General features: G+C 37.0%; 19 protein-coding genes. 11 read left to right on the top strand and 8 right to left on the bottom strand.

Annotation, left to right across the window (positions count from 1 at the left end):
* Positions 1-237: 237 nt before the first annotated feature.
* The 5 genes from A3Q34_RS13105 to A3Q34_RS13125 form a co-directional block, all read right to left on the bottom strand.
* On the bottom strand, positions 238-1,338 hold the full coding sequence (locus tag A3Q34_RS13105) for a phosphotransferase enzyme family protein (protein WP_070375759.1): 1,101 nt from the start codon (positions 1,336-1,338) through the stop codon (positions 238-240).
* A gap of 309 nt (positions 1,339-1,647) precedes the next feature.
* Complete coding sequence (locus A3Q34_RS13110; RefSeq protein WP_070375760.1) at positions 1,648-2,958, bottom strand: ATP-binding protein; 1,311 nt, start codon at positions 2,956-2,958, stop codon at positions 1,648-1,650.
* A 3-nt stretch (positions 2,959-2,961) separates the two neighbouring features.
* Entirely contained in the window at positions 2,962-3,657 is a 696-nt protein-coding gene (locus tag A3Q34_RS13115) for a response regulator transcription factor (RefSeq protein ID WP_070375761.1), read from the bottom strand.
* A gap of 31 nt (positions 3,658-3,688) precedes the next feature.
* Positions 3,689-4,159: a DUF3019 domain-containing protein gene (locus tag A3Q34_RS13120; protein WP_070375762.1), complete on the bottom strand. Its 471-nt coding sequence runs from the start codon at positions 4,157-4,159 to the stop codon at positions 3,689-3,691.
* A complete protein-coding gene (locus A3Q34_RS13125; protein ID WP_070375763.1) occupies positions 4,149-5,012 on the bottom strand; it encodes a MipA/OmpV family protein in 864 nt (287 codons plus the stop codon). Before A3Q34_RS13125 ends, A3Q34_RS13120 begins: the two co-directional genes overlap by 11 nt.
* Before the next feature lie 491 nt (positions 5,013-5,503).
* Here A3Q34_RS13125 and argR point away from each other — a divergent pair, with 491 nt between their 5' ends.
* The 3 genes from argR (at position 5,504) to A3Q34_RS13140 (ending at position 6,983) form a co-directional block, all read left to right on the top strand.
* Positions 5,504-5,974 (top strand): transcriptional regulator ArgR, encoded by a 471-nt coding sequence (gene argR, locus A3Q34_RS13130; RefSeq protein WP_070375764.1) that lies wholly within the window; start codon positions 5,504-5,506, stop codon positions 5,972-5,974.
* A gap of 207 nt (positions 5,975-6,181) precedes the next feature.
* Positions 6,182-6,667, top strand: a complete 486-nt coding sequence (locus A3Q34_RS13135) for a hypothetical protein (RefSeq protein WP_070375765.1) — start codon at positions 6,182-6,184, stop codon at positions 6,665-6,667.
* A gap of 1 nt (position 6,668) precedes the next feature.
* Positions 6,669-6,983, top strand: coding sequence for a helix-turn-helix domain-containing protein (locus A3Q34_RS13140; RefSeq protein ID WP_070375766.1), 315 nt, complete (start codon positions 6,669-6,671; stop codon positions 6,981-6,983).
* Positions 6,984-7,034: 51 nt separating this feature from the next.
* Here the strand turns inward: A3Q34_RS13140 and A3Q34_RS13145 are convergent, their stop codons facing one another.
* Entirely contained in the window at positions 7,035-8,138 is a 1,104-nt protein-coding gene (locus A3Q34_RS13145) for an aldose epimerase family protein (protein ID WP_070375767.1), read from the bottom strand.
* 323 nt (positions 8,139-8,461) lie between these two features.
* Positions 8,462-9,283: an AraC family transcriptional regulator gene (locus A3Q34_RS13150; protein ID WP_070375768.1), complete on the bottom strand. Its 822-nt coding sequence runs from the start codon at positions 9,281-9,283 to the stop codon at positions 8,462-8,464.
* A gap of 163 nt (positions 9,284-9,446) precedes the next feature.
* On the opposite strand from A3Q34_RS13150, the gene A3Q34_RS13155 reads away from it, so the two are divergent.
* From A3Q34_RS13155 to A3Q34_RS20585, 8 genes are all read left to right on the top strand, one after another.
* Complete coding sequence (locus A3Q34_RS13155) at positions 9,447-9,932, top strand: YHS domain-containing (seleno)protein (RefSeq protein ID WP_070375769.1); 486 nt, start codon at positions 9,447-9,449, stop codon at positions 9,930-9,932.
* Between the two features lie 24 nt (positions 9,933-9,956).
* Entirely contained in the window at positions 9,957-10,274 is a 318-nt protein-coding gene (locus tag A3Q34_RS13160) for a thioredoxin family protein (RefSeq protein WP_070375770.1), read from the top strand.
* 30 nt (positions 10,275-10,304) lie between these two features.
* A complete protein-coding gene (locus A3Q34_RS13165) occupies positions 10,305-10,589 on the top strand; it encodes a BufA1 family periplasmic bufferin-type metallophore (protein ID WP_070375771.1) in 285 nt (94 codons plus the stop codon).
* 3 nt (positions 10,590-10,592) lie between these two features.
* On the top strand, positions 10,593-11,471 hold the full coding sequence (gene bufB, locus A3Q34_RS13170; protein WP_231907356.1) for an MNIO family bufferin maturase: 879 nt from the start codon (positions 10,593-10,595) through the stop codon (positions 11,469-11,471).
* The gene (locus A3Q34_RS13175) at positions 11,468-12,295 is read left to right on the top strand and encodes an HvfC/BufC N-terminal domain-containing protein (protein WP_070375772.1); all 828 of its coding nucleotides are present in this window, start codon (positions 11,468-11,470) and stop codon (positions 12,293-12,295) included. Before bufB ends, A3Q34_RS13175 begins: the two co-directional genes overlap by 4 nt.
* 2 nt (positions 12,296-12,297) lie before the next feature.
* Positions 12,298-12,780 carry a DoxX family protein gene (locus A3Q34_RS13180; RefSeq protein WP_070375773.1) on the top strand — a complete coding sequence of 161 codons (483 nt, stop codon included), beginning with the start codon at positions 12,298-12,300 and terminating at the stop codon, positions 12,778-12,780.
* Positions 12,781-12,834: 54 nt separating this feature from the next.
* Positions 12,835-13,101, top strand: coding sequence for a DsbA family protein (locus tag A3Q34_RS20580; protein ID WP_070375774.1), 267 nt, complete (start codon positions 12,835-12,837; stop codon positions 13,099-13,101).
* Positions 13,102-13,178: 77 nt separating this feature from the next.
* Positions 13,179-13,469, top strand: coding sequence for an OsmC family protein (locus A3Q34_RS20585; protein WP_070375775.1), 291 nt, complete (start codon positions 13,179-13,181; stop codon positions 13,467-13,469).
* 175 nt (positions 13,470-13,644) lie between these two features.
* Here A3Q34_RS20585 and A3Q34_RS13195 read toward each other — a convergent pair whose 3' ends face one another.
* Positions 13,645-13,878, bottom strand: coding sequence for a hypothetical protein (locus A3Q34_RS13195; RefSeq protein ID WP_070375776.1), 234 nt, complete (start codon positions 13,876-13,878; stop codon positions 13,645-13,647).
* Positions 13,879-13,995: the final 117 nt, after the last annotated feature.

Genomic DNA, 13,995 nt, shown 5'->3' on the forward strand with positions numbered 1-13,995 from the left:
TTTTGAAAATAGTGTAGGTTAAAAAACAAACAATAACAATAAGGTCAAACTAGTCGTTTATAAAATACTTTATTGTATTCATCAGACATTATAACTTGTGGTTCCAATTGCAAAAGTGGCTAAATAACAGGTAACAAATAAGGTGGAATTGATTGATTAGCAGGTCGTGTCGCCTTTAATATAAGTAACAACTTTATTTTACCCGTTTATAAGTCCCACCAAAGGCAACAGCAGGAGTCAACTTATGGCGAGGGCACAATCAGAGGTTATTTTATTCAGTTTTTTACGATCTTTATGTAACAACTGATAAAGGTTAAGCTGATTTTTAGCACGTTCTAGATTATGACTTTGATGCTTAACATGAAAGTAATTATCGCCATCTAGATAATCAGTTAAGAATCGAACGCCGAGCATAAAAGGTAATAATTGTGCACCAATCGTTAAGCTTTGTCGTTCAAGTGCCGACATTTTGTCACCAAAAGCTTCTATGTAGCCTTGCGCTAGCGCGCTGTAAATATCAAATCTAACGGCCATCTTGGTTAAATCTTTGCCATCTTCAGGTAAATTTGAACAGCAAGTTCTTACCATGTCACCAAAGTCATGCATAAGATATCCTTGCATGCAGGTATCTAAATCAATGACAGCCAGTGGTTGGTTGGATTTAGCACAAAATAATAAATTGTTAATTTTAGTATCGTTATGGGTAACTTGCAGCGGAAGTTGTTGAGTAAGGCTAGCGACTTCATCAATAAAAACTTGCTGTGCAAAACAAAAATCAATGAGTGCTTGGCATGAAGATAAACGCTGCTTAGCATTGGTCTCAACTACCGTTTTTAAATCATTCATTCGTTTAGATAAATTATGAAAGTCAGGAATAGTTTCGGTTAATGACGTTGCAGAAAAATCACTTAATGCTGCCGTAAACTTAGCAAAAGCTGAGCCAACCTGTCGTGCTTGTAGGGGGTTTTCAACTTCTTCAACAGTAAAACAGTTGGGTATATAGCCAATAGCGCGCCAATACTCTTTGTGTTCATCAATAACAAAAGGTTGTTTATCGATAGTTGGTATTTGCCATATTGGCGATAGCGAATATAAATTCTGCTGCTTTTTTGCTAATAAATGTAGGTTAATCAATTCAGCATTATTAATGACGTCTTCTGGCTTTTTGAAAACGTTTTTGTTTATTCGTTGTAAAACAAAATTATCGTTAATATTCCGCACTAAGTAAGTGCTATTAATTAAGCCATTTCCTAAAGGAGATACGCTACATTGATCAACAGAACATCGATAGTTCGTTAGCACTTGTTTTAGGAGGTTGTTATTAACAACTTTACTCATAGTTATTTACTGCTAGTGTTTAGTTTTGAAAAATAAAAAACAAAATAGTCCTTTATTTTAAAAGGGTTTAGTTAATTTTATCAAGATGAAATCAGGCGGTATACTAATAGAAAGTTATAAATATAGGAAGTTAAAGCTTTAGCATTACTCATATTTACCGTAAGTAGGGACGGGAATTAACTTAATAGGGTTCTTATACAAAATTGCAGTCACCGCTTAATCATTCTTTCTGTAAATGATAACGATAATAGCATACTCATTTTATTATGATCACACCTTGTGTTGGTAGCAAAGTATTGTAAATGATTATTATTTTTCTATTTGACTCTGCGGTGGAAAGAGTAGAATAAATCGTGCCCCTGATAAATGAAGACCTGCAATGACTTTAATGGTTCCTTGGTGCCAGTCCATCACTTTAGCGCTAATAGCAAGCCCTAAACCAAAGTGTCCTTGCTCTCGTGAACGTGAACTATCAAGTTTTATAAAAGGTGAAAAAATGACGTCTCGTTTATCTTTTGGAATACCTTTGCCGTCATCTTCTACCGCAATGGAAAACCCCTGCTGGGTTAGCTCTAACGATAATATGACTTGTGAATTGGCATGCTGAATAGCATTACTGACTAAGTTTAATGCGGCGCGATAACACCAATGAAAGTCTAAAGAATAGAATTTCTCTATGCTTAACGACTGACAAGTTAATTTAATATTATGTTGCTCTGCTAATGATTGACAGTCGCTGGTCACGAGCTCAATGAGGTTATTGACATCAATTAATTCGGTATTTAAATGAAAGCTCTGTCGTTCCATACCCGCATAGTCAAGAAATGCAGTTGTCATATCTTCCATGCGGGTCAATTCGTTTTCCATACGCAAAAGATAGTTATTTTTTTTGTTTAAATCATCACAGTCTAATGCTGCTTCAACGCCAAACCGCAGGCATGACATAGGTGTGCGAATATCATGAGAAATACTGCGGGCAAGAATTTTATTGTCAGCAACCAACTTCTCTATGCGCGCCGCCATATTATTAAAGCTGCTTTCTAAGGTGTTTATATAAGACAAACGGTTATAAGGAACACGTATTGATAGATCGCCAGCGCCAATTTTGGCAGCGGCAAATGTCAGTAAATAAAGGCGACGAGTCAATGGCAACAGCCACAGCAGTAAAATACCACAAATCCCTAGATAGAGGATCAAGGTGAAAAGTAGATTTTCTTGTTCATTTTCTGACACCATAGGTGGTAATTGTAAATGTATCAGCGTTTGTGGATACAAGGATATCTTTCTTAATAAATAGGCATCATCTTGAGAGGCGAGTAATAAACCACCCGGTTGTGAGAGTTGTGCCAGTAAAGAGGGGGGCAGGGCAATGTTATCTGTACTTTCAAGTGAAACATTGACTTGAAAGTTTTTTGCTAATTGATTGGTTTTTTCTAATAATCCATCAGCTTTTATGCTTGATAACTGTTGCTCAAAACCATCAATGAGTTTTTGGTAAACCACTAACTCTGTATTTTCATGTTCATTACCTTGTTTTGCGACCAGTTTATCTAGTCCCCAACTTATAATGAATAATGCCCCCAACACGGCAACTACCATACTGATATACAAGCGTTTCATTTTTTATTCAGCCCACGCATCGGCAACAAATAAATAGCCTTTACCCCAAACAGTTTTAAATTTTTGTGGTTTTTGTGGATCGTCTTTAAATATTTTCCGTAGTGTTGAAAGCATCACATCAAAACGGCGATCTTGTCCGTCATATTCGCGGCTTTTTAACGCTTTAAATACAGTGTCTCTGTCAACCACTTCGCCAGCATGGCTAGCAAGAAAAGTTAAAAAGGCAAATAAACTGGTCGATAACTCTACCTCTTCATTTTTATAGGTGACGCGCTTAGCTTCACCATTAATAATGAGTGAACCGAAGGTTATTATTTGTGTAGATGACTCGGTTGGCGCGCTATGCTTAAGCGCACCCGTTATTCTTGCTAGTAGGGCGCGTGGACGAACAGGTTTTATTACGTAGTCATTGGCACCAGCCTCTAAGCCTATAACTTCATCAAACTCATCTGCTCTGGCTGTGAGCATTATTATTGGTAACTGGCTTTCTTGGCGAATCAAACGGCATACTTCAATGCCATTCAAACCAGGTAACATAATATCGAGTAATACCAATTGTGGTTGAAATTTTGCCATGGCGGCCATAACTAAGTCACCACGAGCGACATGATCAACCACAAAGTTTTGTTCGCGAAGATATTCACAAACCCAATCAGCTAAGGTTAAATCATCTTCTACTAATAAGATTCGACTGGTCATTTTTTTATCCTTATTACAGCTAACGTTAGCATTAAAATATACGCCAGCGACGTTTTCTTGGGGTTGCTTCGTGTACCCAGCTTACTTCTACTGCGGTTTCTGCAATAACTTGCTTGTCTTTAGAGGACATCAGCTGGAATTCAATTTTCTTATTTGATTCAAAATTAAAAATAATTTCGTTGCCATTGCTACTTTTCCAGCATTTTATGTTTTGCTGAACTTTTCGTGCTGTTTTTTCTGGTTTAATCAACAGACAATAATCTTGTTTAATATCGCTAGACCAGTTTATTTTTACGTTAGCGTAACAGGTTCTACCATATCGCAAAGCAATACAGTTCGCAGGTTGTGCTGAAATGCTCACGTGATTTTCTGGCGATTTTTCGAACTGCTGAACTTGTTTCTCCTGTGTTATTTCTGCGGCGACACTAAACGTCGAACCCGCGAATAAACAGCTTAGTAATAACCACTTTTTAGCAAGTCCTTTGCTAAATTTAAAAGACATAAAGTACCCCTAACATCACTTGTGTTAAGTGTTGCTGACCAATTAGAGGACTATCATTATAAGAGGCAGAATAATAACTTTGAGTTACACCACCATTAAACGACCACTTTTGAGAGATAGGGTAGCGAGCAAATACTTCTAATTGTGCTTTATAACTGCTACCGGGTTTATAAAAAGAACGCATATCTGAAACTTCATTTTTATTAACACCGACAAAGTAATCAGTCACTTGTGATGAATAGTGGGTAAGACCTGCGCCAAGATAAATATCCCAATTTCTATAAGGGAGCAACTTGCTATAAAAGATATCAGCAACCCAACCATCGGTGATAAGTGCGGCGACATCAACCGATAAAATAGCATCTTCATAAAAGTGGGAATAACGAAAGCCTAACCCTTCACCCGAGTCTCTTTCTTGTAAACCGAGTAAAGTGGCGATACCAGAGTCGCTATTTTTTATTAATTCTTTAGGCTGATAACCCTGTACATAAGTTTTGGTGATAATATCGAGCTCCCAATTGTCTTCAACAATGAGTTCGTAGCCTATTTCACCTCCTAGCGTGACAGCATCAGAGCGACGATGATTTGATTGGATAAAAAAACCTTTGTAATAAACATCAATTAACAGTGAAATATTAAGGTAATCTTCAAATTCTGATGGCTCAACCCCCATTAATTGACTCTGTTGATAAATACCTGAGATCCCACCCATAACTTGCCAGCTGAATGTTTTATCAAAGACCGTAGTTTCATTTTCATGTTGTGGATCAGCAGCTAAAGCGGGTACTGATATAAATGTCAGTAATAAAAACAACAGTTGATAGGTACTTTTCATTAAGTTTTTACTCAACATTATTTGCAGCCTATTAAGCGATCGGTCATTGAAAGATGATTGTTCATGATTCTTCGATAAATTCTTTTTATTTTTATATAACTAAATGTTAACAAATGTAAGCAAATTTTGTCAGACATATGCGTTTGAAAAATGTTTAAAAATTGTAAGCAAGTAAATATGTATAACTATCGAGTAAAGTAAAATTGCTGCTTAGCGTATCAGCAGTAAATCAAAAGTAACGAAGGGTAAACCCGGATACTAATGGAATGAAAGAAGGGTATCTCCTCGCGGAGCACTATCGTAAAAGTCATTATATTCAGATATTTATTACCCAGTTTTTAATTTTTTTTGTTTTGGGCTAAGGCTTGATTTATGTGGCGTTGTATCCTTAGGTGCTATTTCTTTAGTGAAAATACAAAGTTAACACTACTTTTTATAAATTTGTCTAGGTGAATATAGTGTTAATCGCTTAAAATAAAAAATAATATAACCACTGTACCAGCGAAGATATGATTTCTAGCCGTAAAAAAAATGAAGCAGAATTAGTTTTAGCATTTAAATCCTTATTAAAAGATCAATGCTACGGTTCACAAAGTCAGCTCGCTGAAGCTTTAGATAAGCAAGGTTTTAAAAACATGTCACAAGCGAAAATATCTCGTTTGTTGTCAAAACTTGGCGCAGTTAAAATGCGTAACGCCAATACTGAAGTTGTTTATATTTTACCTGATGAGCTTGCAGTACCTAAATCAAAGCAATCTATTCAGTCAGTTGTGGTCAGTGTTAAGCATAATAATATGCAAATAATTTTGAAAACCGGTATTGGTGGTGCGCCATTGATTTCGAGAATGCTAGACAGTTTAGGTGAACCCGCCGGAATTTTAGGCACATTAGCTGGCGATGATACTATCTTTATTGCCCCGATAGATATTAATAGAATCGATGAAATCACCCAACAAATTAAAGATTTATTAGATGTATAGTTAACTAGGTTGACTTAGCATAAAAGAGGGCAACAATTATGTTGCCCTCTTTTATTTTGTGTTGTTTAATATTTTCAATACGTTAGTTCATGTGACACTGATGTTGTCATATGACATTTAGGGGTACTGTCACCTCAATGACGCAGACGTTATTACCGAAAAAAGTTTTACTGGCCTCACACCAATAAGACTAACTAAGGCAACATCATGGAAAATAATGCAGAAAACACGACAAAGAAAAACTCAGAAAAAAATATACCACCGAATATGACAACGGCTAAACGAGATTTGGAAGGTACGATAAGTTTTCGCAAGGGTTTCAACTATAGCTTTATTGAAGGTGACCATACGGTTTACTTAAATTGCTCAGCGGTTAATGGTAAAGAGCGACTTTATGTTGATGATGTATTAGTCTCTGGAAAATGGTCGTTTAGACGTAAATCAATTCATCATTTTTCTATTGGTGCAGACTCTTATGAAGTTGAATTACATGTTGTTAATATGTTTACCGGTGAAACTCACTGTACGTTAATCAAAAATGATGTCCATGTAAAAACACTTAAAAAAGCGCTAAAGAAAAGTCTTCAACTCAGTAAAGATAAACTCTGGTGGTTCATCCCAAGTTGCTTTGTAGCCGGTGCACTTTGTGGTTTTTTAGCCGTTAACGTTTTATTTATGTTGTTTGGTGAATAAGATGGATGTTAATGCCAAAAAAATTAAAGAGCTTCGCACGGCCAAAGGTTGGACCCAACAACATTTAGCTGATGCCTGCGCTATTAGCTTAAGAACGGTGCAACGCGTAGAACGTTACGGTAATGCTTCTCAAGATACGGTACTTGGACTCGCGTCGGTTTTTGAAATAGCACAAACTGAGATAGTTTTACTTGAAGCGCTTGATGAAGCGTTTTCAGATGAAGAAGACAATAGTTTTAACCCAAATATGCAAATATTATTTGCGGCGTTATTTGGCGCAATGGCTGGTGCACTCATCATGTTTTTCGTTAAGTAATTACCAGCAGATAAAAAGGATTACCGATCCTTTTTATCTGTGATCTTCATTTTAAAGACATGAAAAAACCCAGCGAGTCTTACTATAAAAATCTGCTTCAGGGGTCAATAGCACATTGTCGATAGAGCAACCTTTGTGCAAGCTATTAGCGCGTTGGGTTTCTAAACAAAGTGCAGCGCGTGACTGGTATCGGCAGTGGTCTTTACCTACTTGGCTACCGTCAATATAATTGGCGGTATATAAAATTAAGCTAGGTTGGTCTGAATAAATACTTAGGCAACGCCCAGAGTATTTTTCGACAGCTTGTGCTGCAAGCACTTCCCCCGCTAAAGATTCTTTATTTAAAAGCCAATAATTGTCATAACCCAAGCCAATTTTTATTTGTTCATCTTCACCGTTTATTTCATCGCCCAAAGTACGTAAGTCTGTAGCGTTGGTAAAATCATGAACCGTTCCAGCAACCGGTCTTTTTTCACCTGTCGGATAGACACGTTCACACATAGGTAAAAAATGGTCAGCATTAATATAAACTTGATGATCTAAAATATTACCACTGTTATGTCCCGCTAAATTAAAATAACTGTGTTGCGTTAAATTAACTAAGGTGGCTTTATCGGTACTGGCAAAATACTCAAGGGTGAATTGGTTATCGTCATCTAAAGTATAAATTACTTTGAAGTTAACGGTGCCGGGAAAACCTTCTTCGCCATCAGGGCTAGTATAAGTGAGCGCTACACTTGCCGAGCTGTTATTTTGAAATGTATTGGCCTGCCATAATTGCTTGTTAAGGGCTTTTTTTCCTCCATGAAGTTGGCTGTCAGGAGCATTTAAGGCCAGCTGAAAAGTTTCATCAGCAATACTGAAAGTCCCTTGCTTAATTCTACCAGCGTAGCGACCAATTAGGGCGCCTAGATAATAAGGGTCGTGTTCGTAGCTTTCAATGTTATCGTAACCTAAAACGATATCAGCAATAATACCCTTGTTATCTTGCGTGTTAATGGCGGTAATTATGCCGCCAAAGTTAGTAATACTGATCCGAGTCCCAAGGTTGTTTTGTAGGGTAAAAAGTTGTGTCGATTCACCCGTGGATAATTGACCAAAATCAGCGTTTGTTAGTCGTCTAACCTTACTTTTATTGACTAAATGTTCTTTCACCAAAAATCTCCCTGCATATACCGCTATCTTCTCATCAATAGATCATATTGAAGCTAAATGTTTAAGCAAATAAAAATTGTAATGTTTTTTAGTTTACGGTTTGGCGGTTAAATAAAAACAACATCAGTATTGCATAAATTATTATTTATAATCTATTTTTCAATAGCTTGTTTTATTATTAAAGATAACTTCATTAGTAGGGCTAAAGTATTTTGTTATTAAAACACAATAAACTTCACTTACACTCCATCATCTTTCTCTCGTTAATAGCAGCAAATTTTGGCTGCCCAAAAAAATAAGTCCTGTCACATAGTCAAATTAAGTTAGCGTGTTTGTTCAAGCCACTGCTTTGGGGATATTCCCAGTTTTTTTCTAAATACCCGTGCTAATGCCGAGCCATTTTCATAACCAACGGCATTAGCCACTAATGCCACAGATTTATCTTGTTTTAGTAAGCCTTTAGCCACAACAATACGCCAATCAATTAAATAATCTCCTGGACTTTGACCAACAGTACATTTAAAAATATCTGCAAATTTTGAACGGGACATCATTGCAAGCTCAGACATTTCTTCTAAGCTCCACTGTTGCTGTGGCGTATTATGAATAGCTAATAATACCCTCGAGACTTGAGGGTGGGCCAATCCTGCGAGTAATCCATGCTGCATAATATTATTATCGAGTACATGGCGAAGTACATGAATAAGAAAGATATTGGTTAACGAATTAATCATAGGAAGTCGTCCACATCGTTCGTGAAATGCTTCTTCGAATAACCAATCTGCAGTTTGTTTCAGTTTTTCGTCTTCGCCAAGTGTAAAGAACATTCTCGCAGGCAGAGCATTAGCGATGGGGTTAGAGGAGCTTTCGTTATAGATGATGTTAGCACAAACTAATTCAGGAGGATTATGCTCACTACCAATAATACGATGAGCATGAGGTGTTGGGAAAAATAACACGGTCGGTTCATTAATTAATTGAGGTTTACCCCGCTCATCAATCAGCGTTAACTCTCCACTGCGAAGTAAATGCAAGTGTCCCTGATTTTGCTCGCGATTAAAATGACTAATACCACATAAATTTCCGGTAAAGAAAACCTCAGTATTCATCGAAAAGCGTTGCAAAATGACTGAAAGTTGATCCATTTTATCTCTCTTTATACCTATTCTGGACGATTGGGTTCAAAGTTAGGACTATCTCATTCCTTTTAGGTAATTGAAAGGCCTATATTATCAACCAAGGAAACATCCTTATTAATAAACAAACCTTGAACATGACACAGTAAAAATTAAATACTGGAGCAAAAAAATGAAAATTTCAACATTGATAAAATCTACCTTCGCGACTTCTGCCTTATTAGTTAGCAGTTTAAGTTTTGCGGCGAATATTGAAGTAAATGCCAATGGCAATGATTTAGCGATTAAAGGCTATGATACGGTATCTTATTTTACTAAAGGCTCACCAACGAAAGGCTCAGATCAATTCACTGCAGCTTACAACGGCGCTATTTACCAGTTTTCTACGGCAGATAATCGTGACCTTTTTAAATCTGAACCCAGTAAATATGCACCACAGTACGGTGGTTTCTGTGCTTTTGGCGTTACGATGAATAAAAAGTTTGATACCGATCCTATGGCCTGGCATATCCGTGGCGACAAATTATATTTAAACCTCAATAAAGACGTGCAAAAAAAATGGGTAACAGATATTCCGGGTTACATTGAAACAGCTCAGACCAATTGGACCGATATTAAAGGCTTAACAGAAGCGCAAATTGAAAAAATTTACGACTAATATCCACCCATTAGGTAAGGCTTGATGATGAAAAAACTAGCAATAGATGACTCAATTGATGATCTATTATCTCAGCATCAATATTCACTGTTATATTTTACTGCTTCATGGTGTGGGCCTTGTAAAACAATGGCTCCCATCGTTGAGGAAGTCTCTGACCTGATGAAGAATAGATTTAACACGATTAAAATTGATGTCGATAGTATGGCAAGTGTAGCCGCTGATTATGGTATACGTAGTGTACCAACGCTGATGTTGGTGAAAAATAAAGTAATTATGGATCAACGTGTAGGTGGGTTACCACCACAACAATTAATACAATGGTTAGAGCAACAAACCTAGTTGCTCATTTAAACAATAATAGGATAAATCATGAATAATAAATTATTAGTAAGTGCAGCACTAGCTGCAGTAATTTCGACAGGTATTGTTGCACCAGCAGAAGCAGCAGATAAGAAAGAAAAATGTTATGGCGTAGCAAAAGCGGCACAAAATGATTGTGCAAATTTAGCGGGTACCCATTCATGTGCCGGTCAGTCAAAGGTTGATAACGATAAGGGTGAATGGAAGCTAGTAACAAAAGGCACTTGCTCAACACTTGGCGGACTATCAAAAGCAGATGCTAAAAAACTTTATAAAGCAACGAAAGGCGCTTAAATAATGAGTATGTCGGTATTAAACAGTAATGTAATGATAGGCGTTGGTCTAAGGCACCCTCATTTTACCGACATATTAACTCAACCCAAACAGGTTGATTTTATTGAAGTACATTCGGAGAACTTTTTTGGTCAAGGCGGCGCTGCGTTATCTGTACTTAAACAAGTTAGAGAAAAATACCCAGTCAGTTTGCATTCAACGTCAATGGGGCTTGGCTCTGTACAGAATATTCCGCAGCATTACCTGGATCGTTTGAAAAAATTAACGGAAAATATTGACCCGTTTCTTATGTCTGAACATGCCTGTTTTACTTGGGGACAGCAACAAGGGCAAGTTATTCACAGTGGTGATCTGTTACCGATTGCCCATACTCAGCAGACGTTAGCCACGATGTGCGAACAAGTTGAAAAAGTACAAGATTTTTTAGGGCGGGAACTTATCATTGAAAATGTTTCTGCTTATATAAAGTTTGATGAAAGCCATCTTTCAGAGGCTGAATTTTTAGCGCAGCTCTATCAACGTACGGGGGCAAAAATATTGTTAGATATTAATAACATTGCCGTTAATAGTGTGAATTTTGATAACAGCGATATTCAGCAATCTATCACTGATTATATGAATGAATTACCCGTGGCGAGTGTGGCACAAATTCACTTAGCCGGTTGTAGCATACCTTTGGTCGGAGAGTTGACCATTGATGATCATGCTTGCCCCGTTTCTGATGAAGTTTGGTTAGGCTATAAAAAAGCGCTAACCCGTTTTGGGGCACTGCCGACACTTATTGAATGGGATAGCGACTTGCCCGAGTGGTCAGTACTGGTTGCTGAAGCTAAAAAAGCGCGTGATATTGCCGATGCGGTATTAGTGAGAAAGAGCACATGAGTGAACAACCTGAAACTGAACTAAGCATTAATCAACCAGCTAGAAATGAGCCCAATAAAAGTCTTCAGCAAATATTGCTAGACGTTATTTGGCATGAAGGTTCAACCGTTTTAGAACAATGTGGTTTTGATGCTAAAGGTATTAACATTTATCGACGAAACTTACTGGCTAACGCTCAACGAGCATTAACGATTAGTTTTCCAACAGTATTTGAATTGTTAGATAGTGATATTGGCGAAGACCTAGTTTATCAATTTTTAAGGAAATCGCCACCAGACCAAGGCGACTGGGCTCTATGGGGAGAAAATTTTTCTCACTTTTTAGAAACAACAAAAATAGCTATGATTTATCCTTATATTTCTGATTGCTCTGCTCTAGATTGGCACATTCATTGTGCATTAAATGGTCGTGATCAGACCTTGGTACAAACGTCATTGCAAGTGCTTGGTGAAAGTGAACCTAAGGATATTTTTATTGAATTTAATCAGAATGTGCGTGTGTTGAAAACAGCATTTCCATTAGAAGATATTTTTTATGCACACCATCATGAAGATGAACTTCAACGAAAAATGGCAATGAATAATGCAAAGCAAGCACTATCAGTAAAACCTTTAGAACAATTTGTGATGGTTTACCGTCCCGAATATCAGCCCAAAGTAACAACATTAACTATCAATGAAGGTCGTTTTATCAATGACTTACTGGCTGGTAAATCATTAGAACAAGCCCTTAATGCGGTTAATCATGACAACGAATTTTCATTTGAACAATGGCTGATTAGTGCTATTGAACGTAACTTAATTTATTATTTTAAAGAGAAATAACCATGGATACTTTACAAAATCTATTTTTACAAACCAGCCTTTTTTATCGTAATGTTGCCAGTAAAATTAGTATGTTAGAACCCGTCGCATTGTTAGCTGCGCGTTTTTATGTTGCTTGGGCCTTTTTCGCCTCGGGATTAACAAAGCTCAGAGATTGGGAGAGTACACTGATGTTATTTGAATATGAATATCAAGTACCTGTATTACCGTTTGAATTAGCCGCTTATTTAGGTACCGGTGCAGAAATTATTTTACCCTTGTTATTAATGGCTGGATTAGCGAGTCGATTTTCTGCTTTAGGTTTGTTTTTTGTTAATATTGTTGCTGTGATAAGTTTAGAAGATATTGCGCCAGTTGCTTATGCTGAACATGTATTATGGGGAGTATTACTCGCATTGGTTGTTATCTTTAATGGTGGGCGTTTTGCGTTAGACCGACTCGTTGAAAAACAGTTATTCAATGGCAAAGTTTCAACAGTCTCATAGGTAATTTATTTAACTATAATCATCAATGATAAGTAATACCGGGAAATATTTGTAATGACGATACCTATTCCTCATTGCCCGAGCCGCTTCCTTCTCGGTGATGCAGCGGCACTCATTACTCTTGATGCTTTTATTGATATTCAATGCCCACATTCTCGCACTACCTGGCCAACGTTACTGGCAGTGTCTGAACATTATAAAGATAAGCCTGTTAGTCTTAGAGTGCATTTAATCACCCTGAGTAATCACCGACAGGCTTGGGATATGAGTTTAGGGCTATTTGCATTAGCACAGGATGTCGCCAGTAAGCTTATGATTTAAAATCATTTATATTTGAGCGACAAGCAAAATTTTATAATGATAAGTTTTTACATAAGTCTCACTATGATTTAATTCAATTGATTGATCACTGGTATGCAGATGAACCGACTCAGTCAGGTGGGAAGAATTCAGGTCCAGATCCCTATGAACATTTACTTGCTGCTTTAGGCACTTGCACGGCAATGACCATTCGTGTGTATGCCGACCATAAAAAAATACCGCTTCAGCACGATGAAGTTTCTTTATCCCACGAGCGTCATTATTTAAATGATGTAGACAAAGCGTCAGAGCATGATCAAAAGATAGAATCATTACTCCACAAAGTTCAGTTGTTTGGGCTGTTAAGTGATAATGAAAAAAACGATTAATGGAAATAGCTGACCGTTGTCCTGTGCATCGAACATTGCACAATAATCCGCAAATATTAACGGTATTGATTGATGGTTAGGCTAATGTATCTAAGTTTATGTACCTAAGTTTATCTACCTGAGATTAATGCCATTAAATGGTCACCCCTGTGTCTCATAACTTGTTACTCAGTAATTAGTCATGAGTCAGACACCAAAAGCTAAAGGTGTTATCTTGTGCTTCTTTAGCCTTGTTTATTTGATTGGTGTTATATTTACCAATAAAAAAATCATAAGGTATATAGCAATAGCCTTGGTCGCCAAATTCTTTACCCTGTGAATTTCTAACAATAAAGTGCTGCGCCGGCGCATTATACTCAACCGGTAGTAAGGCATGACCATCGAGGCTAATTTCATTTTTTGCTGGCATAGTAATTAATTGAATTTCTTGTCAAGTGATAATTTTAATTATAACTTGTTGATGTCACACTTTATATTTAAGCTACATACCAGCTTACTTGAATCATTATTTATAAAAAGAAGAAAC

The organism is Colwellia sp. PAMC 20917, assembly GCF_001767295.1.
Classification (GTDB): domain Bacteria; phylum Pseudomonadota; class Gammaproteobacteria; order Enterobacterales; family Alteromonadaceae; genus Colwellia_A.